The organism is Pseudomonas sp. PB105, assembly GCF_009764655.1.
Classification (GTDB): domain Bacteria; phylum Pseudomonadota; class Gammaproteobacteria; order Pseudomonadales; family Pseudomonadaceae; genus Aquipseudomonas; species Aquipseudomonas cyclaminis.
This window is the reverse complement of sequence record NZ_RWIO01000028.1, coordinates 70162-90539: the sequence shown is the minus strand read 5'-3', so window position 1 is coordinate 90539 and position 20378 is coordinate 70162. Positions and strand designations below refer to the sequence as shown.

At 60.5% G+C, this 20378-nt stretch carries 11 protein-coding genes; 6 read left to right on the top strand and 5 right to left on the bottom strand.

What is annotated here, in order from left to right; translation table 11 throughout:
• Positions 1-73 precede the first annotated feature (73 nt).
• The 4 genes from EJD88_RS05915 to treR all read right to left on the bottom strand — a co-directional run bounded on the left by EJD88_RS05915 (position 74) and on the right by treR (position 6893).
• The gene (locus EJD88_RS05915; RefSeq protein ID WP_158877193.1) at positions 74-2380 is read right to left on the bottom strand and encodes an autotransporter domain-containing protein; all 2307 of its coding nucleotides are present in this window, start codon (positions 2378-2380) and stop codon (positions 74-76) included.
• A gap of 411 nt (positions 2381-2791) precedes the next feature.
• Positions 2792-3631 (bottom strand): alpha/beta hydrolase, encoded by an 840-nt coding sequence (locus tag EJD88_RS05910; RefSeq protein WP_158877224.1) that lies wholly within the window; start codon positions 3629-3631, stop codon positions 2792-2794.
• Between the two features lie 140 nt (positions 3632-3771).
• Positions 3772-5844 carry a TerD family protein gene (locus tag EJD88_RS05905; protein WP_158877191.1) on the bottom strand — a complete coding sequence of 691 codons (2073 nt, stop codon included), beginning with the start codon at positions 5842-5844 and terminating at the stop codon, positions 3772-3774.
• 344 nt (positions 5845-6188) lie between these two features.
• Positions 6189-6893, bottom strand: a complete 705-nt coding sequence (gene treR / locus EJD88_RS05900) for a trehalose operon repressor (protein ID WP_099585597.1) — start codon at positions 6891-6893, stop codon at positions 6189-6191.
• 226 nt (positions 6894-7119) lie between these two features.
• On the opposite strand from treR, the gene treP reads away from it, so the two are divergent.
• The 5 genes from treP to EJD88_RS05875 all read left to right on the top strand — a co-directional run bounded on the left by treP (position 7120) and on the right by EJD88_RS05875 (position 14397).
• A complete protein-coding gene (gene treP, locus EJD88_RS05895) occupies positions 7120-8562 on the top strand; it encodes a PTS system trehalose-specific EIIBC component (RefSeq protein ID WP_158877189.1) in 1443 nt (480 codons plus the stop codon).
• Between the two features lie 77 nt (positions 8563-8639).
• Positions 8640-10277: an alpha,alpha-phosphotrehalase gene (gene treC, locus EJD88_RS05890; protein WP_158877187.1), complete on the top strand. Its 1638-nt coding sequence runs from the start codon at positions 8640-8642 to the stop codon at positions 10275-10277.
• Positions 10278-10341: 64 nt separating this feature from the next.
• On the top strand, positions 10342-11562 hold the full coding sequence (locus EJD88_RS05885; protein ID WP_158877185.1) for a carbohydrate porin: 1221 nt from the start codon (positions 10342-10344) through the stop codon (positions 11560-11562).
• Between the two features lie 49 nt (positions 11563-11611).
• Entirely contained in the window at positions 11612-14116 is a 2505-nt protein-coding gene (gene ptsP, locus EJD88_RS05880) for a phosphoenolpyruvate--protein phosphotransferase (protein WP_158877183.1), read from the top strand.
• A gap of 2 nt (positions 14117-14118) precedes the next feature.
• Positions 14119-14397, top strand: coding sequence for a PTS transporter subunit EIIB (locus tag EJD88_RS05875; protein WP_158877181.1), 279 nt, complete (start codon positions 14119-14121; stop codon positions 14395-14397).
• Between the two features lie 336 nt (positions 14398-14733).
• Here the strand turns inward: EJD88_RS05875 and mltF are convergent, their stop codons facing one another.
• Entirely contained in the window at positions 14734-16194 is a 1461-nt protein-coding gene (gene mltF, locus EJD88_RS05870) for a membrane-bound lytic murein transglycosylase MltF (protein WP_099585591.1), read from the bottom strand.
• A gap of 286 nt (positions 16195-16480) precedes the next feature.
• Between mltF and purL the strand changes: the two genes are divergently transcribed.
• Complete coding sequence (gene purL, locus EJD88_RS05865) at positions 16481-20377, top strand: phosphoribosylformylglycinamidine synthase (RefSeq protein WP_158877179.1); 3897 nt, start codon at positions 16481-16483, stop codon at positions 20375-20377.
• Position 20378: the final 1 nt, after the last annotated feature.

The following is a 20378-nucleotide window of genomic DNA, read 5'->3' as shown; positions in this document are numbered from 1 at the left end:
GAGATCGCTTTACCATCAGCCTCAAACAACAAAACCCGCCTTGGCGGGTTTTGTTGTTTTTGGCGAAGACGTATCAGAAATCGTAACGCACATTCGCAGTAAAGGTGTCCGCGTCGAAACCACTGCTGGTCAGGTAGTTGTACATCCCGCCCACGGTCCACGCGCCCACGCGGTAGTTTGCGCCCAATCCCAGCTCGTAACTGTCGCGCGCGGGTGTCGCGCCTGTGGTGGTAAACGGTGTACCGCCGAGTACGAAGGTGGAGGTAGTGCTGGCCTTGTCACCGATGAAATCGTGCCAGGCCATCAACTTGGCTTCGGGTTCCAGGCTGCCCGCGCCTACGTCAAAAGCGGCCGCCAGACGGGCGCCCAGGCCCATTTCGCCGGTTTCATAGCGCTGCTTGCCGACGTTGAGGGCCGCCGAGCTGCCTTTTTCACGGTACGAATCAATCGATACGTTGGCATAGCGCGCACCGATCTGTGGTTCCAGCAGCCACTGCTTGTCGAGCTGGAACGTGTAGCCTGCCAGTGCGTTGATGCCGAAGATCTCACTGTCGTAGTTGGCCTTGGCGCGAGTACCGGCGATGTAGCGTTTGGACTCGTTGTCGTTCCAGCCGTACATCAGCGAGGTGTCGACAAAGAAATTGTCGCGGGCCCAGTTGCCGTACAAGGTCAGTGCATGGCCGCTGACGTCGGTCTTGCTGCCCAGGTCGGATTTGACGTCGCTGGTCAGGTAGCTGTAGGCCAGGCCCACGGTTGTCTCGGTGTTGAGTTTGCCATCGGCACCCACGGCGATGCCGTTGGTGTTGGCATCATAGCCGTCGATGCCGTGGCGGCTGTCTTGGTTGGCATCACTGGACAGCGCTTGCAGCCATACGCCTTGTTCTGCCAGGACATCACCGGATGACAGACCGCTACGCGCTTTACTGGCCCGGCGGTTGATGGCGCCTGCAACCAGGTTCTGGCTATTGGTGGCGGCGTTGATCGCCCCACGGCTGACATCTGGAGTCAGGGTTTCGGCCAGTTTGGCCAGCTCTTCGCTGGTGGCGGCGTTGGCGAAACGCTGGAACACCGGGTCGCTTTCGTCCATCTGGCCCAGGACCGTGTTTTTGAACGGCTTGATGGCGTTCACCGCGTTGCGCGAACCACGGGCACCCAGCAGGTCTTGCGTGATCACCTCATCACTGCGGGTGGCAACCAGTGCTTTGACGTCCTGACCGTCAATGCCGAAGTTCCTCACCTCAAGCAGCGCCGAGGAGGACACCACGGACAGGTTCTGCGGCTCTTCCCAAGTGCCGGAGTTGATAAGGGTGTAGCGGGTGCCCTGGGCCGGCGTGCGGAAGTCGTCGGAGCGAGCCTGCAGTTCGATTTGGCTGCCTGCAGAGAAGTAGGTATTGCCGGTGACTTTCAGGATCGGCGCATTGGGCAGTGTGTTGTTGTCCAGCAACAGGCGCAGGCGCGCAGTGGCGCTGTCCAGGTCGAGGTCGCCCGCAATCGTCGTCTGCGGGCGGAGCAGCGTCAGGCGGCCATCGCCGATATCGACGTACCCCGCGCGGATGGTCGAGCCATCGAACATCGCGTCTCCACGCACCAGTACGCCGCTCAAGCCCAGCACGTCACCTTTGACCTGACCACCTTCCCAGTAGAAATACGAAGATGAGGCATTGTCGTCGTCCACTGAAATGGCTGCCGTGCCGCCTTCGATCAGGCCGCCTGTTTGCATGATGGAGAGGCTGTTGGAACCGCCGGATGTGTCGAGACTGCGAAAGCGGATACCGATGCCTTCGGCGGAGATAGTCCCGCTGTTGTTGATATCGCTCTTGGCGGGAGCGCCTGCGATCTGACCGGTAAAGCGGGCTTTCTCGATGTCGATACCCATAGAGTCGATGCCGCGCGCGGTGATAGTGCCCGAGTTATTGATGCGCGCTTGGGTCGAGGTGATCAGCATGCCTTCGGCTTGTTCGCCGGTCACAGTGATGTTGCCGTTGTTGTTTATTTCACCCGCGATGGTCGCCAGATATACATCCAGCCCGACGACGGCATTGCCGCTCACCGTAATGTCACCATTATTTACCAGGTCGCCAGCGACGTTGGAATTGAGGGTCATGGCGATACCGGACGGGAATTCGGTGGGGGTCGCGGCCGTCACATTGATTTTGCCTTGGTTGACCAGGTTGCCCGCCAGGTTCACGTTGGTCAGCATGACACCTGCGTTTTGCGACGTCCCGGTGAAGGTGGCGTTATTGAAAACATCTCCGGAGCTGCTGTATGCCCCTGTGCTCAGGTCGTAATTGAAGTCGGGTGCGGGGGCGGCATGTACGGCGGTAGTGGCAGTTGCGACGGACAGGGCCAACAACGAGCGGCGCAGGTGTGAAATGTTCAAGGCAGTATCCTTACAAGGTAGAAAGCTGACAGGGAACTACCTACGCGTCAGCGTCTTTTTTTGGCTTCCCTGCCAGCTTGTCAGTGAAATGCTGATTCAAGCGCGCCGAAATTTACACGATGCTTGTAGGAGAATTCATCATAAAAATGACCAATGACGAAAAAGAAACCAAAAAATGCGAAGCTCCAGCTATTTTTTGAGTCCTTATTGGATTACCCGGCAATAATCGGAACTTAGGGGTGGTGTTGCGGTCTCGCTTGGTGAAGCCGCCCCCATTTAGGGGCTCCGCCGAGTATCAGATAAATCCAGGTCGCTTGGTTTGGGGTCGCTTCACGCCCAGCGCGGGACAAGCCCGCTCACCACAGATGTTCGCAAGCCATCGAAAAAAGTTGTGTGGAATACCTCTTTTTTCTAGGAGGGAGGGCATCCGGGTGTTTTTGAACGGACCGGCGCGCCGTTGATTTCAGGAGGCCTATGCGCCAGCGGCGTTTTAACCCACCGGCTCCATGCCGCTTCCCACCCCCTGTCATGGCTTGCTCCGGCTACATGCACGCTTTGGGAGAGGGGCGAGCCCAGCGCCTGTTGGTAGCTGGCAGCTAAGCCAGCTGGAATAATCTGGTCTTCTTCCCCGATCAGATGACGCTGGGGTATTAAGACGAGTCGATCACGATAGTCCAGCGGGTCCAGTGAACCGTCGAGTGGCGACAGCCCTTTCATCGTCGCCCACAGGCGAGGACTGAGATTGCCGGCAAGGGTTTGCACCTGGGTAACATCACTGCGCTGCGCCGCTAACAATAAGGCGAGAGCGGCGCCACCTGAATACCCCACCAATTCGAATTCGCAATTGCCGTATCGCCGTTTCAATTCGTCCAGCCCCTGGCTGAGGCGGGTGACCACTTCCTGGGAAAATCGTCGATGGGTCCAGAGTGCTGGTTGGCAGGCTGCGGTCATCAGGAACTGGCAGGGGCGTGCCAGGTAGGCATTCGGTGTTGGATCACTGACCGCCAGCCGGGGTACTAACAGATGGTGCGGGCTCGGATCCAGGCTGGGTTGAGTGGCCGTCGCCCACGCATGGCCATCGCCCTCCAGGTAGACACGCAGACGCGTCGTCCTTTCTGCAATGCGTGGCGCAAGTATGAGTAGGGGGAAGGCATGCCCCGGCAGGACCTCCAATTGCCGGCCGTGTTCGTCAGCCAGTTGTTGCAGTGCCTCGCGCGGCGACTGGCAGGCGATTAGAAGCGCGCTGACCATCACTATCGAGGCTTTATAGAAGCCGGTCAGTGTCCGGCAACGGGGAAAGTATCTGCTCGTCATATGCGACCTAGGCAATGGAGGCATCGCCATTGAAGGAAGAAAGAACTGCCATGTTCAATGAGCGCCGAAGGCTGATATCAAAGAAACCCTGATCGAATCAAATCCGTATCGAACGGTGTTACCCCTTGATCAGGCGCAAACACCGCCTGTGCCTGCTGCGGTGAAGTCACGCGTTCTCCCCGTGCGCGAGCATGTAAATCGAACAGGGTCTCCAAATCTGGCCTAGGAGTATGTACCAAAGCCCGCAGCATCAACGATACCCCACTCAGGTTGTTCTGGACGTTGTTCCACCGCGCCGATGAAGTGAGCCCCAAATCGGCCCAGATCATGCGTCGTTCCTGCACATCCATCACGAATGGCAGACAGATCGCTGTGTCGGATGTGATATCGATACGGTCGACTACGGAGCGCGGCTCGAATACTTCACCTGACGCCACATCGGCGCGGGCCATCCAGCCCGCGAAGCATTCTGGAAGATCGCAGTACGGTTGTTCGGTGTATGAGTTGATAGACGTGACGACATAGCGGATACCTTTCTTGACGAGCACATCAAGGTCAAGGTCGATGAACTCCGAAGCCCCTTTGGGAGCGTCGACGATGTCGCCGCTGTGGTAGCCGCCATAACCCTTAAGGTTGTAGTAAGCGACCGTTTCTTTGAACACGAAGTTGGCGTCGAAAAACGCTGCGGACAAGTCGATGTCTGTGCGTCCGCCACCGTTTTTCCACCACAGGAACAGGCGGATGAAGCGTGTCTCTGGCATAGGCAACCGACTGCCCCGCACCAGCGTACGTAGTGACTTCGATGAGGCACGTTGCGCGAGCGGCACCTTGTATTCGCGTAGTGCTGGATCAATGAAGCAGCGGCCCAGTGGCGGTAGCGACGCAAAGCGCGTGACGAGAGCGTCCTCGCAGATTCTGGCTGCACGCGCCACTACATCGCAAGCGAGCGGTTCGCGTCGATCCTTGATGCCATAGATTTTGGCAAGTGCGCCTTTCGGGATGAAGGCCCGCAGGGGCAGGGGGCGCGGCGCACGCAGTAGGGCCAGCAACTGCAGCAGGACAGCTGAAGACACTTGGGCCGCAACCGCCTCGAACGCGTCGAGAACCGACTCGGGTTCCGCCGCACGTCGCAGGGTCGCATCCAGCCGCCGTGCGAATTCGCCAGGACGGCTCTGCAGTATGGGCGTAAGCGCGGCTATGTGCCGCTGGGCAAACAGTGTCTCGACACGTGACCCAAATGAAGCTGGCGCTTCGTTGCGACGTGCTGCTGTGATGGCCGCTAGCGCTTGTGGGTATTTATCGGAGTACTCGCCCGGGTGCAGTACCTCCGCCAGGCGTTTCCATCGCTCGGCATGGCGCATCACATCTTCTACAGCATTGGGTATTTGGTCGAGCAGGCGCAACAGCAGGCGGCGTATTGATCGCTTCATCGCGGTGAAACGGGTCGAAGCGTTCGCCAGTGACACGTCTGCGCCACTCAGTGCGACAGCGAGTCGTAGCACGTCAGTCGCCGTTTTGACGTTTCGCTCAAGGAACGCGTCCACCCGTGCATCGCCGGCGACATGCAGGACCAGTGCGCCGCCAATCTGTGCACGGATCTCGCGGAACGGGACGACCTCAGGCAGCAGACGGAACACATCGCTTTTGTACTCGCGGATAAACCAGGCGACATCCGCAGCGTCGTCTTCGGAGAGCGAGGTGCGCGCTGAAACCAGCGGCGCGAGCAGTGACTCGAACTCAGAGACGCTCCCCGGTTCGATAACGCGGGATATGAAGTTGCCTTCCAGCAATGCAGGTCGAGAGTGTTCAGCAGGTGGTAAACGCCAAAGCGTCAGGTAGTGCATGACAGCGTTAAGGTACAACTCTGCCTCTGAGGCCTTCAGAACCTGCTCTGGAAAGTCAGGATAAAACGGCTGATGGTGTACATGAGCGCCCGTTCTGCGCCGGAGAACTCCAATAATGTCGACCAGCCAGTGCTTGAGTTCTGTCGCTGACAACGTGCCGATTTGCTCAATCAGAGGCTCTGATAACACGCATCGGAACGCCGCGACCTCCCGGACAGCCGACGCGACCTGGGCGCGCGTGGCACCGCCAGTGCCCGTCGGGACGTGAACTTTGCTACGGCGACGCAGGAACAGATCCTGATTCATGCTTGATTTTCTCCCTGGCCGCCGTCGTGGACGAGATGCAGCATTGTTCTGCTGATGTAAAAACGCCTGCAAGAAGCAGGCGCGGTGTGGAGAGCGGAACCCCTAGGTCATAGGAGGTTAGAAGGAAGGTGTTCCATAGCCACATGGGCATTCTAGGTTGGGTCGAATCTGTTTGTCAGCTCGCTTCGGATCTCAAAGGTAACAAGCTGCTTCTCCAGGAAAATAAGGAGCGGTAGATGCCGAAGTGAATAAATTTTCGGGCCATGAAACAAGGGAGTTATCCACGGAGCCCTGGCAACGATATCCTCCATGTCTGCCGTAATTCCAATGCCGGAAGCTCGCACTCACCGCCGCGCAATATCCGAAAAATAAAACTTATCCAACGTATGCCGCGACTCGGTGTACTCGAACTGCCGCCCATCCTGCAAAAACGTCTGGTTGCTCACCACGATCACATGGCTTTGGCCGTCGAGGTCGAGGTGTGCCTGGTCGTCCTTGCTGCGCGGCAAGGCTTCGATGGTGCGTTGCGCGTAGCTGATTTGTAACTGAAGGGTCTGTTCAATGAAGGCGTAGATCGACTGCTCGGCAATCGCTTGGTCGAGACCGGGGATCAGGTCGGCGACAAAGTGGTTGATGTCGAGAATCACCCGTTTGCCGCCAATGCGCCGTACCCGTTTGATCCGCGTGATCAGGCTGCCGGGTTCGGCTTCGATGTGTTGCTGCAGGGGGCCTTCCAGCGGGAACTGGGTAAATTCGACTACGTCGGTGTGTACGTCATCGCCCAGGTCGGCGTGGGTTTCGTGGAAGCTGACGATGCCGCCCAGTTGAAACTCAATCGGGTTGGGGGACAGCACGAACGTGCCCTTGCCGTGGATTTTTTGCGCAAAACCGCGTTCCTGCAACTGCTCGATGGCGCGACGCACGGTGCCACGGCTGGCCTGGTAGCTGTCCATCAATTCGGTTTCGGAAGGAAGGCGCGTACCGCGTTGCAGGCGTTCGGTGGTGATGCTGGCAAGCAGATCCGTGTAGATCTGGTTGTATTTGCTCATGGGGATGGCTCTGTGCCCGACTGTTTGTAAGTGAACTGTGCGTTCAAGGCAGGAACCTTAGTGGCAGCGGTGGGGTTTGTCCATTGACCCTTGGTAAACCCAAAAACGATATTTTCCAAACTCGTACAGACGAGTTGTTGCTTTAACTCGTACAGACGAGTACGTTTGGCGTCGGCGTGCTGCCAATGACTGCCCTCAAATAAAAAAATCAAAGTGGAAACCAAGCATGAGCCACGACTATTCGACTATCGCCCGCGAGATTCTTGAGAACCTCGGCGGGCGCGACAACCTTGAGCAAGCCGCCCACTGCGTCACCCGCCTGCGCCTGGCGCTCAAGGATCCCAGCCTGGTCAATAACAGCGCGTTGAACCAGGTCGATCTGGTCAAAGGCTCGTTTTTCACCGGTGGTCTGTTCCAGGTAGTGATCGGCCCCGGTGAGGTGGAAAAAGTCTACGCCGCCCTGCGCGAACAGACCGGCCTCGCCGCCTCGACCATTGCCGACGTGAAGAAAGCCGGCGGCGACAAGACCAACCCCATGCAGCGTCTGGTGCGGGTGTTCTCCGATGTGTTCATGCCGATCCTGCCCGCGCTGATCATTGCCGGCCTGTTGATGGGCATCAACAACCTGATGGGCGCCAAGGGCATGTTCATCGAGGGCAAGACGCTGCTGGAGGCCTATCCGAACCTGGATGGCCTGTGGAGCCTGATCAACCTGATGGCCAACACCTCGTTCGTGTTCCTGCCGGCGCTGGTGGGCTGGTCGGCGGCCAAGCGGTTTGGCGGCAGTGAAATCCTCGGCATCGTGCTCGGCCTGATGCTGGTACACCCGGACCTGCTCAATGCCTGGAACTACGGCAAGGCCGTGGCGGGGCTCGACGGTCAAAGCCTGCCGTACTTCGATATTTTCGGCTGGTTCAAAATTGAAAAGGTCGGCTACCAGGGGCAGATCCTGCCGATCCTGATGGCCGCCTATGTGATGAGCGTGATCGAGAAATGGCTGCGCGCCCGTGTGCCGAATGCCATTCAATTGTTGGTGGTGCCGATCACCACCATCGTCGTCACCGGCGTGCTGGCGCTGGCGATCATCGGCCCGGTGACCCGTCACCTCGGCATCCTGATCACCGAAGGCGTGGTCACCCTGTTTGATCTGGCGCCGATGCTCGGCGGGGCGATTTTCGGGCTGTTGTATGCACCGCTGGTGATCACCGGCATGCACCACATGTTCCTAGCCGTGGACCTGCAACTGATCTCGACCCAGGGCGGCACCTTTATCTGGCCGATGATCGTGATGTCCAACCTGGCCCAGGGCAGCGCTGCGCTTGCGGTGTTCTATATGACCCGCAACGCGCGGGACAAAAGCATGGCCTCGACCTCGGCGATTTCCGCGTACTTCGGCATCACGGAGCCGGCGATGTTCGGGGTGAACCTGCGCTTCAAGTTTCCGTTTTATGCGGCCCTGGTGGGCTCGGCGCTGGGCAGTATTTTCCTGTCGCTGAACAAGGTCCAGGCGTCGGCCATCGGCGTGGGTGGCTTGCCTGGATTTATCTCGATCGTGCCGCAATCCATCGCGATGTTTGTGATCGGGATGGTCATCGCGATGGTCGTGCCGTTTGTTCTGACCTGTGCGTTGAGCATGAAGATTGTTCGGCCTGGTTATCGGGTTGCCTGATCGATTGCTATCGGGGGCGAGCCCCCTCCCACAGGTTGGAATGCACTACCAACACCCAACCAACTGAAGGACCCCCCATGCACCAATCGGTGATCTACCAGATCTACCCCAAAAGCTTCCACAGCCACGCGGGTAACGCCACCGGTGACCTGCTGGGCATCGTGGACAAACTCGACTACCTCCAATGGCTGGGCGTGGATTGCCTGTGGATCACCCCGTTCCTGCGCTCGCCGCAACGGGACAACGGCTACGACATCAGCGACTACTACGCCATCGACCCCAGCTACGGGACCATGGCCGACTGCGACTTGCTGATCCACGAGGCGGCCAGGCGCGGTATCAAGTTGATGCTCGATATCGTGGTCAACCACACCTCCATTGAGCACGAGTGGTTCCAGCAAGCGCGCAGCAGCCTCGACAACCCGTACCGCGACTTCTACATCTGGCGTGACCAGCCGAACAACTGGGAATCCAAGTTCGGCGGTTCGGCCTGGGAATACGAGGCGCAAACCGGCCAGTATTTCCTGCACCTGTTCGACCATACCCAGGCCGACCTCAACTGGGACAACCCCAAGGTCCGTGCCGAGGTGTTCAAGTTGATGCGCTTCTGGCGTGACAAGGGCGTGGGCGGCTTTCGCCTGGACGTGATCAACCTGATCTCCAAGCCTGCCGATTTTCCCGAAGACACCAGCGACGGCCGCCGCTTCTACACCGACGGTCCCCACGTGCATGAATACCTGCAAGAGATGCACCGCGAAGTCTTCGAAGGCCATGACCTGATCAACGTCGGCGAGATGTCGTCCACCAGCCTGGAACACTGCATTCGTTATTCAAATCCTGCGTCGAAAGAACTGTCGATGACCTTCAATTTTCATCACCTGAAAGTGGATTACCCGAATCTGCAAAAGTGGATAAAGGCCGACTTCGACTTCCTGCAACTCAAGCGGATTTTCTCTGACTGGCAACTGGGCATGCAGGCCGGTGGCGGCTGGAATGCGTTGTTCTGGTGTAACCACGACCAGCCGCGTGTGGTTTCGCGTTTTGGCGACGACGGCGAACACCGCGTGGTCTCGGCCAAGATGCTCGCTACGGCGCTGCATTTTCTCCAGGGCACACCGTTTGTGTACCAGGGCGAAGAGTTGGGCATGACCAATCCGGGCTTCGAGCAGATCGAGCAGTACCGCGATGTGGAGACCCTCAACATCTATCGCCTCAAGCGCGATGCCGGTGAATCCCAGGCGTCGAGCATGGCGGCGATCATGCAGAAGTCCCGCGATAACGGGCGCACGCCGATGCAGTGGAATGCACGCGCCAATGCCGGTTTCAGCACGGGCGAGCCATGGATCGGTCTCCCGGCGAATGCCGCGCAGATCAACGTTGAGCACCAGCTCGATGATCCCGATTCCGTGCTGCATCACTACCGCGCGCTGATCACCTTGCGTCGTCACGAACCGCTGATCCAGGAAGGCGTCTACCGCGAACTGCTGCAGGACCATCCCCAGGTGTGGGCGTACCTGCGCGAGGGCCAGGGCGAGCGGCTGCTGGTGCTGAACAATTTCTATGGCAAGCCCTGCGCCATTCAGCTGCCTGACGACGTGATCGGCGCGGCAAGTGAGCAACGCCTGCTGATCAGCAACTACCCCGATTGCCCGCTGCGAACGGCCTCGGTCGTCCTGCGTCCCTACGAATCGTTCGTGCTGCATCTTAAGGACTAAACCCGGAACTCCCGTGGGGGCGCAGGGTGCTTCAAAAAACATAATAAAAATATCGGAGTGCTTCATGAAAACAACAATAAAGCTGGGCCTCGTTGCATCCTGCCTGAGCCTGCCTCTCGGCGCTCAGGCCCTGGAATTTGCCGGTTACTTGCGCAGCGGCGCAGGCGCGTCGACCGGCAGTGGTCCGCAGCAATGTTTCCAACTGCCAGGGGCGCAATCCAAATACCGTCTGGGGAACGAATGCGAGCAATACGCCGAACTGGAACTGCGCCAGGACTTGCTGACCCTCGATGATGGTTCGGTGTTCAGCGTCGATGCGATGGCCTCGCTGTACAACAAGTACGACCGCGAGCTGAAATTCCAGGGCGAGAACAACGGCTCGGCGCGCATGCCACAGATGTATGCGCATTGGTCGAACGTGCCCGCCCTCAACGGCGGTTCGCTGTGGGCCGGTCGGCGTTACTACAAACGTAACGACATCCATATCTCCGATTTCTACTACTGGAACCAGAGCGCCACCGGCGGCGGTATCGAGGACGTGCTGATCGGCGACCTCAAGTACAGCTACGCCATTTCGCGCAAGGACAACCTCTACCAAAAGGAATACGCCACCCGTCACGACTTCAACGTCGCGGGCTTCAAGACCAATCCTGGCGGTGAGCTGGAACTGGGCTTGAGCTATATCGAGAAGGCCGGTGGCCGCGATACCAACAGCGGTTGGGCGTTGACGGCGCAGCATGTGCAAAAGCCTTTCCTGGGGGGCAAGAACACGTTCGCGTTGCAGTACGGCGAAGGTCCTGGCACCGGCCTGGGTTACACCGGTAATACCTTCCTGGATAACAGCAGCAAAAGTTATCGCGCGGTGGAGTTTTTCGATTGGCAGGTCACGCCGCGTTTCGGCGGGCAGGTCGAGGCGGTGTACCAGAAAGATATCCGCCCCGGCGGCCAGGACCAGACCTGGATGTCCCTCGGCGTGCGCCCGGCGTATGCCATCAGCGAACAATTCAAACTCGTCACCGAACTGGGCCACGATCAAGTCGACGCCAGCGGCGGCACGCGCAAGCTGAGCAAATTCACCTTCGCCCCGACGTGGTCGCCCAAAGGCCCGGATTTCTGGGCACGGCCGGAAGTGCGCTTGTACTACACCTACGCCACCTGGAACGAAGCGGCCAAGCGCGCAGCGAATGAACTGGCGGCGGGGTCGGCATTGTCCGACACCGGGTCGTACGGCACCGCACGGCATGGGTCGAATTTTGGTGTGCAGGTCGAGTACTGGTGGAAGTAATCCTTCTTCTGCTCAATGATTTTTACCGAACAAAACAGCAGGTGACGTCATGATCCCATCGAAACCCTTGGAACTGCTGGCGCCCCTGTCCGGGGTGCTGCTGGCGCTGGATCAAGTGCCGGACCCGGTGTTCGCCAGCCGCATGATCGGCGACGGCCTGTGCATCGATCCCACGTCGCAGACCCTGTGCGCACCATTGGGCGGGGTGGTCAGCAATATTCAGGACACCGGGCATGCGGTCAGCATCACCGACGACAACGGCGTGCAGGTGTTGATGCATATCGGCCTGGACACCGTGAACTTGGCGGGCAAGGGCTTCACCCGATTGGTCGAGGAAGGCCAGCGGGTCGAGGCCGGCGAGGCGCTGATCGAATTTGACGCCGACTACGTGGCGCTCAATGCCCGTAGCTTGTTGACCCTCATGCTGGTGGTCAGCGGCGAACCGTTCACCCTGCTGGCCAGTGGCGTGGTCGAAAGCGGCCAGCCGCTGCTGGCGTTATCCCCAGCGCAGGCGCTTGACGTGGCAAACGAGGAGGAGGGCGATGCGCTGTTCTCCAAACCGCTGAGCCTGCCCAACGCCAATGGCCTGCATGCACGCCCGGCGGCGGTGTTTGCCCAGGCGGCGAAGGGCTTTAACGCGAGCATTTACCTGCACAAGCAAACCCAGAGCGCCAACGCAAAATCCCTGGTGGCAATCATGGCGCTGCAAACTGTGCAGGGCGATACCTTGCAAGTGAGCGCGGCGGGTGATGATGCCGAGGTGGCGATCAAGGCCTTGGTGGAATTGTTGACGCAAGGCTGTGGCGAGACGGTCGCGGTACCGGCTGTGGTGGTTGAACCTGTGGTGTCGGCGTCGGTGCTGCGGGGTGTTTGCGCATCGCCGGGTTCGGCGTTTGGTCAGGTGGTGCAGGTGGTGGAGCCTGATCTGGATATCCCTGAAAAGGGCGCGGGCGAAGAGGCCGAACGTGCCACGTTGGCGCACGCGCTGCGGGCTGCCACCGAAGCGCTGCAAACCTTGCAGGCCAAGGCTGTCGGCAGTGCCCAGGCGGAGATTTTCCGCGCTCATCAGGAACTGCTCGAAGACCCGACCTTGTTGGAACACGCCCATGGCTTGCTCGCCGAGGGTAAGAGCGCGGCGTTTGCCTGGCATGGCGCCACTGCTGCCACGGTCAAGTTGTTCCAGGGATTGGGCAATACGCTGATCGCCGAGCGGGCAACGGACCTGGCCGATGTTGGCCAGCGTGTACTCAAACTGATCCTGGGCATTGAGGACCGCGCCTGGGACCTGCCCGAGCGCGCCATTCTGATCGCCGAGCAGCTGACCCCGTCGCAAACCGCCAGCCTCGACAGCCAGAAGGTGCTGGGGTTTGTCACGGTCGGCGGCGGTGCGACCAGCCATGTGGCAATTCTCGCCCGTGCCCTGGGCCTGCCGGCGATCTGCGGTGTGCCGGAGCAGGTGCTGGCGCTGGCGAACGGCAAGCAGGTCCTGCTGGATGCGGATAAAGGCGAGCTGCACCTGGCGCCGAATCTGGCCGAGATCGAACGGTTGGACCTGGCTCGTCAACAACAGGGGCTGCGGCATCAGCGCGATGTGGCGCAGGCTGCGTTGCCCGCCATCACCCGCGACGGTCATCACGTTGAGGTCACGGCCAACGTCGCTTCGTTGCAGGAGGTGGAGCAATCTCTGACCCTCGGCGGTGAAGGCGTCGGCCTGCTGCGTTCGGAATTCCTCTACCTCGACCGCAACCGTGCGCCGAGCCCGGAGGAGCAGGCCAGCACCTACACGGCCATCGCCCGCGCCCTGGGTACTGAGCGCAATCTGGTGGTGCGCACCCTGGACGTGGGCGGCGACAAACCGCTGGCCTACGTGCCGATGGAGGCCGAAACCAACCCGTTCCTGGGCTTGCGCGGTATTCGCCTGTGCCTGGAGCGGCCGGCGCTGTTGCGCGAACAGCTGCGTGCGATCCTCGCCAGCGCCGGGCTGGCGCGGCTGCATATCATGTTGCCGATGGTCAGCCTGCTGTCGGAACTGCACCTGGCTCGCAGGATTCTCGAAGAGGAAGCGCTGGCATTGGGGCTGAGCGAACTGCCGAAGCTGGGGATCATGATCGAAGTGCCCTCGGCGGCGTTGATGGCCGACGTGTTTGCGCCCCATGTGGATTTCTTCTCCATCGGCACCAACGACCTGACCCAATACACCCTGGCCATGGACCGCGACCATCCACGGCTGGCCAGCCAGGCCGACAGCTTTCACCCGGCGGTATTGCGCTTGATCGCCACCACGGTCAAGGCCGCTCATGCCCACGGTAAATGGGTCGGCGTATGCGGCGCGTTGGCGTCCGAAGCGCTGGCGGTTCCGCTGTTGATCGGGCTGGGGGTGGATGAGTTGTCGGTCAGTGTGCCGTTGATCCCGACCATCAAGGCCACCGTGCGCGAGCTCGACCTTGCCGACTGCCAGAGCATCGCCCGCCAGGTGCTGAGCCTGGAAGAGGCCGCCCAGGTACGCGAAGCCTTGCGTGACTTTCAAACAGCTACCGTTGTGCTGGAGAACTGAGCATGTTGGATAAATTGAAACAGGCGTTCTGGAAAGCCCTGACCCCGGACTTGATTGCCGAGACGGTCGAGGCACCGACGCAAAGTCTGTTGTCGGCCGACGTGCTGAGTGCATTGGGTGGCGTGGCTAACGTCAAGTCACAACAGCATGTGGCGCTGACGCGGGTAAGGGTGCAGTTGCAGGAGGCGGGGCGATTGGATGAGGCGGCGTTGAAGGTGACGGGTGTAGCGGGAGTGATGGTGTTATCGGACGGCGTAGTCCACCTGCTGACTGGATTATAAGACGACGTCGATCAAGGTTGAGCCATTTGAATGAGGTGCAGTTGGTGTGTGGTGAAGGGGCCTTTGTGGTGATCGAGCCTCTCTGGTGATCGGGCTTTTTGTGGTGAGCAGGCTTTTTGTGGTGAGCGGGCTTGCCCCGCGCTGGGTGGCGAAGCCGCCCCAAAACCAGGCGCTACGGTTTTCCTGAAAAATCGCGGCGGGCCTATGGGGGCTGCTTCGCAGCCCAGCGCGGGGCAAGCCCGCTCACCACAAAAGCCTCCCTCACCACAAAGGCACCACAAAGGCACCTTCACCAGAGAGGCCCGCTTGCCACAAAGGCCTGTCCCACTCGGGTACCTAGAGCTTCGGGTTGTCTTCCGGCGGCTTGGTCTTGTCCACACCCGGCACGTGCAGGTTGCCTTCGACCACCTGGTTGCCTTCCAGCTGCGGCTGCGTCACCCAGGTCAGAATGTCGTAGTAGCGCCGGATGTTCGCCACAAAGTGTACCGGCTCACCGCCACGCGCATAGCCGTAGCGGGTCTTGCTGTACCACTGCTTCTGCGACAGGCGCGGCAGCATTTTCTTCACGTCCAGCCACTTGTTCGGGTTCAGGCCTTCTTTCTTCGCCAGGGTGCGCGCGTCGTCCAGATGGCCGGTGCCGACGTTATAGGCGGCGAGGGCAAACCAGGTGCGGTCCGGCTCGGCGATGCTGTCGTCCAGCTCATCCTTGATTTTGGCCAGGTACTTGGCGCCGCCCATGATGCTTTGCTTGGGATCCAGGCGGTTGGACACGCCCATGGCCTGGGCGGTGTTCTGGGTCAGCATCATCAGGCCGCGCACGCCGGTCTTGGAGGTGACCGCCGGTTGCCACAGTGATTCCTGGTAGCCGATGGCCGCCAGCAGGCGCCAGTCGACCTTTTCTTCCTTGGCATAGGCCCGGAAGTGCTTCTCGTATTTGGGCAGGCGCTGCTGCAAATGCTGGGCGAACGTATAGGCGCCGACATAACCGAGTACATCGACGTGCCCGTAATAGCGGTCTTTGAGGCGTTGCAGGGTGCCGTTCTTTTCCACCTTGTCCAGGTAGCTGTTGATCTCGTTGAGCAGGCTGTTGTCTTCGCCTGCGGCCACGGCCCAGCTCTGGTTGCTGGCGTTGCCCAGGTCGAAGGCCACGCGCACGTTGGGGAAGTACACCTGGTTCATCGCCACTTCGTTGGAGTCCACCAGGGTCAGGTCGATCTGCCCCTCGTCCACCATGCGCAGCAGGTCGACTACCTCAACGGCGTCGGATTCTTCGTATTCAATCGCAGGATTCTGCTTTTTAAGCGCCGCCAATTGTTCGGCGTGGGTGCTGCCCTTGAGCACCATGATCTTCTTGCCCACCAGGTCCGCCGCGTTGGTCGGGCGTGACTGGCCGTTGCGGTAGATGATCTGCGGGGTGACTTCCAGGTAAGGATGGGAGAAACGCACCTGTTGCTGGCGCTGCTCGCTGCTGACCAGGCCGGCGGCGGCAAGCACCGGGCCATTGGCTTTGCCCAGTTGGCCGAACAGGTCGTCGAGGTTGTCGGCGGTCTCGATTTCCAGCTTCACGCCCAGGTCGTCGGCAAAGCGCTTGACCAGTTCGTATTCGAAACCGGTTTCACCGTTGCGGTCCTGGAAATACGTGGCCGGGCTGTTCCGGGTAATCACCCGCAATACGCCATCCTCCTTGATTCGCTCAAGCGTGCTGGGTTTATCAACACAGGCGCTGAGCATCAGGAAGAGTCCGGTGGCGATGAGCCATTTGGCGCATCGCGGGCGCAAAGCAGTTGGGGAGAACATCTGCGCAGTATACGCAAACGGCCCACGGCGCCATATCTCGACAGCGGCGGTCTTGTCTGCTAGCGCCGCCAAAACTGTGCTGCAGCCCGCAGAAACGTGGCTTGGCGGGTAATTGTGACGGTTAAAATAACTGCGCCGAATGCCTTGGATAATGCCCCGATTGCATGCAAACCCTGCCAACTGACGTTCGGCAGCAGCCGGCGATGCCGTTTCGGGTGCCGTTAGCGATGGTTTACGCTAGAATGCACGGCCTCAAAGCACACCCCTTCCCGAGGCTGTCCCGAAGATGTTGATCCTGCGCGGCGCTCCTGCCCTTTCTGCCTTTCGCCACAGCAAACTCCTTGAACAACTGAGCCAGAAGGTTCCAGCGGTTACAGGCCTGTATGCTGAATTTGCTCACTTCGCCGACGTTACCGGCGTATTGACCGCCGACGAACAGCAAGTGCTGGCACGCCTTCTGAAGTACGGCCCAAGCGTTCCCGTTCAAGAGCCTACCGGCCGCTTGTTCCTGGTTCTGCCGCGGTTCGGCACCATCTCGCCCTGGTCGAGCAAGGCCAGCGACATTGCCCGCAACTGCGGCCTGGACAAAATCCAGCGCCTGGAGCGCGGTATCGCCTTCTACGTCGCCGGCCAGTTCAGCGATGCCGAGGCCGAGCTGATCGCCAGCAGCCTGCACGACCGCATGACCCAGATCATCGTCAGCCAGCTCGAACAGGCCGCCGGTCTGTTCAGCCACGCCGAGCCCAAGCCGCTGACCGCGATTGATGTGCTCGGCGGCGGCCGCGCCGCCCTGGAGAAGGCCAACACCGAACTGGGCCTGGCCCTGGCCGAAGACGAGATCGACTACCTGGTCAACGCCTTCAACGGTTTGCAGCGCAACCCCCACGACATCGAACTGATGATGTTCGCCCAGGCCAACTCCGAGCACTGCCGTCACAAGATCTTCAACGCCAGTTGGGACATCGACGGCCAGAGCCAGGAAAAAAGCCTGTTCGGCATGATCAAGAACACCTACGTGATGCACAGCGAAGGCGTTCTGTCGGCTTATAAGGACAACGCCTCGGTCATCGTCGGCTCCGTCGCCGGCCGCTTCTTCCCGGACCCGGAGACCCGCCAGTACGGCGCGGTACAGGAGCCGGTGCACATCCTGATGAAGGTCGAAACCCACAACCACCCGACCGCGATTGCTCCGTTCCCAGGCGCAGCCACCGGTTCGGGCGGCGAAATCCGTGACGAGGGCGCAACCGGCCGTGGCGCCAAGCCCAAGGCGGGCCTTACCGGTTTCACCGTGTCCAACCTGCAGATCCCTGGCTTTGAACAGCCGTGGGAAGTGCCGTACGGCAAGCCTGAGCGCATCGTCACCGCCCTCGACATCATGATCGAAGGCCCGCTGGGCGGCGCCGCGTTCAACAACGAATTCGGGCGCCCGGCACTGACCGGTTACTTCCGTACCTTCGAACAGTCCATCACCACGCCTCACGGTGATGAAGTGCGCGGCTACCACAAGCCAATCATGTTGGCCGGCGGCATGGGCAACATCCGTGAAGAACACGTCAAGAAAGGCGAGATCCTGGTCGGTTCCAAGCTGATCGTGCTCGGCGGCCCGGCGATGTTGATCGGCCTGGGCGGCGGCGCGGCTTCTTCCATGGCCACCGGCACCAGCTCGGCGGACCTGGACTTTGCTTCCGTACAGCGCGAAAACCCAGAGATGGAGCGTCGCTGCCAGGAAGTCATCGACCGTTGCTGGCAGTTGGGTGACAAGAACCCAATCAGCTTTATCCACGACGTCGGTGCTGGCGGTTTGTCCAACGCCTTCCCGGAACTGGTCAACGACGGCGACCGTGGTGGTCGTTTCGAACTGCGCAACATTCCAAACGACGAGCCGGGCATGGCCCCGCACGAAATCTGGAGCAACGAATCCCAAGAGCGTTATGTGCTGGCCGTCGGCCCTGAAGACTTCGCGCGCTTCCAGGCCATCTGCGAACGCGAGCGTTGCCCGTTTGCCGTGGTCGGCGAAGCCACAGCCGAGCCGCAACTGACGGTTACAGACAGCCACTTCGGCAACAGCCCGGTGGACATGCCGCTCGAAGTGCTGCTGGGCAAAGCCCCGCGCATGCACCGTTCGGCGGTACGTGAAGCCGAGCTGGGCGATGATTTCGACCCAAGCGCCCTGGAACTGGCCGACAGCATCGAACGTGTGCTGCATCACCCGGCCGTGGCGAGCAAAAGCTTCCTGATCACCATCGGCGACCGCAGCATCACCGGCCTGGTGGCCCGTGACCAAATGGTCGGCCCATGGCAGGTGCCGGTGGCTGACGTTGCCGTGACCGCCACCAGCTTTGACGTCTACACCGGTGAAGCCATGGCCATGGGCGAGCGTACCCCGCTGGCCTTGCTGGACGCCCCGGCGTCGGGCCGCATGGCCATTGGTGAAACCCTCACCAACATCGCTGCTTCGCGTATCGGCAAGCTGTCCGACATCAAGCTGTCGGCCAACTGGATGTCCGCGGCCGGTCACCCGGGTGAAGATGCACGCCTGTACGACACCGTAAAAGCCGTCGGCATGGAGCTGTGCCCGGAGTTGGGCATTACCATTCCGGTAGGCAAGGACTCCATGTCCATGGCCACCCGTTGGAACGATGAAGGCGTGGACAAGAGCGTCACCTCGCCGCTGTCGCTGATCGTTACCGGTTTCGCGCCGGTCACCGACATCCGCCAGACCCTGACCCCGCAGCTGCGCATGGACAAGGGCACCACCGATCTGATCCTGATCGACCTGGGCCGTGGCCAGAACCGCATGGGTGCCTCGATCCTCGCGCAAACCCACGGCAAGCTCGGCAAACACGCGCCGGACGTCGATGATGCGGAAGACCTCAAAGCCTTCTTCGCCGTGATCCAGGGCCTTAACGCCGACGGCCACCTGCTGGCTTACCACGACCGTTCCGACGGCGGTTTGCTGACCAGCGTTGTAGAGATGGCGTTCGCCGGTCACTGCGGCCTGAACATCGTGCTCGACAGCGTTGCCGAGGATGCTGCCGAAATCAACGGCATCCTGTTCAACGAAGAGTTGGGCGCCGTGATCCAGGTGCGCCAGGACGCCACCCCGGATGTACTCGCACAATTCAGCGCCGCTGGCCTGGACGATTGCGTGGCGGTGATCGGCCAGCCGATCAACAACGGCGAAATCAATATCTCGTTCAATGGCGATACCGTGTTTGCCGGCCAGCGCCGCCTGCTGCAACGCCAGTGGGCCGAGACCAGCTACCAGATCCAACGCCTGCGTGACAACGCCGACTGCGCCGAGCAGGAATTCGACGTGATCCTGGAAGAAGACAATCCGGGCCTGAGCACCAAGCTCAGCTTCGACGTCAACCAGGACATCGCCGCGCCTTACATCAAGAAAGGCATTCGCCCACAGGTTGCCGTACTGCGTGAGCAGGGCGTCAACGGCCAGGTGGAAATGGCGGCTGCATTCGACCGCGCCGGCTTCAATGCGATCGACGTGCACATGAGCGATATCCTCGCCGGTCGCGTTGACCTCAACGAGTTCAAAGGCCTGGTGGCCTGCGGTGGTTTCTCCTACGGCGACGTGCTGGGTGCCGGTGAAGGCTGGGCCAAGTCGGCCTTGTTCAACAGCCGTGCCCGCGATGCGTTCCAGGGTTTCTTCGAACGTAACGACAGCTTCACCCTGGGTGTGTGCAACGGTTGCCAGATGATGTCCAACCTCAGCGAACTGATCCCGGGCAGCGAGTTCTGGCCGCACTTTGTGCGCAACCGTTCCGAGCAGTTCGAAGCCCGTGTAGCCATGGTGCAGGTGCAGGAATCCAACTCGATCTTCCTGCAAGGCATGGCCGGTTCGCGCATGCCGATCGCCATCGCCCACGGTGAAGGCCATGCCGAGTTCGAAAGCGAAGAAGCACTGCTCGAAGCCGATCTGTCCGGCACCGTGGCTCTGCGTTTCGTCGACAACCACGGCAAGGTCACCGAAAGCTACCCGGCCAACCCGAACGGCTCGCCGCGCGGGATCACCGGCCTCACCAGTCGCGACGGTCGAGTGACCATCATGATGCCGCACCCGGAGCGTGTGTTCCGCGCCGTGCAGAACTCGTGGCGCCCGGAAGAGTGGAACGAAGACGGCGCCTGGCTGCGTATGTTCCGCAACGCGCGCGTCTGGGTGAACTAAG

Excerpts from the sequence above, each read along its gene's own strand:
- EJD88_RS05910 (WP_158877224.1), bottom strand. The coding sequence starts at position 3,631 with ATGGTCAGCGCGCTTCTAATCGCCTGCCAGTCGCCGCGCGAGGCACTG.
- EJD88_RS05905 (WP_158877191.1), bottom strand. The coding sequence starts at position 5,844 with ATGAATCAGGATCTGTTCCTGCGTCGCCGTAGCAAAGTTCACGTCCCG.
- treR (WP_099585597.1), bottom strand. The coding sequence starts at position 6,893 with ATGAGCAAATACAACCAGATCTACACGGATCTGCTTGCCAGCATCACC.
- treP (WP_158877189.1), top strand. The coding sequence starts at position 7,120 with ATGAGCCACGACTATTCGACTATCGCCCGCGAGATTCTTGAGAACCTC.
- treC (WP_158877187.1), top strand. The coding sequence starts at position 8,640 with ATGCACCAATCGGTGATCTACCAGATCTACCCCAAAAGCTTCCACAGC.
- EJD88_RS05885 (WP_158877185.1), top strand. The coding sequence starts at position 10,342 with ATGAAAACAACAATAAAGCTGGGCCTCGTTGCATCCTGCCTGAGCCTG.
- ptsP (WP_158877183.1), top strand. The coding sequence starts at position 11,612 with ATGATCCCATCGAAACCCTTGGAACTGCTGGCGCCCCTGTCCGGGGTG.
- EJD88_RS05875 (WP_158877181.1), top strand. The coding sequence starts at position 14,119 with ATGTTGGATAAATTGAAACAGGCGTTCTGGAAAGCCCTGACCCCGGAC.
- mltF (WP_099585591.1), bottom strand. The coding sequence starts at position 16,194 with ATGTTCTCCCCAACTGCTTTGCGCCCGCGATGCGCCAAATGGCTCATC.
- purL (WP_158877179.1), top strand. The coding sequence starts at position 16,481 with ATGTTGATCCTGCGCGGCGCTCCTGCCCTTTCTGCCTTTCGCCACAGC.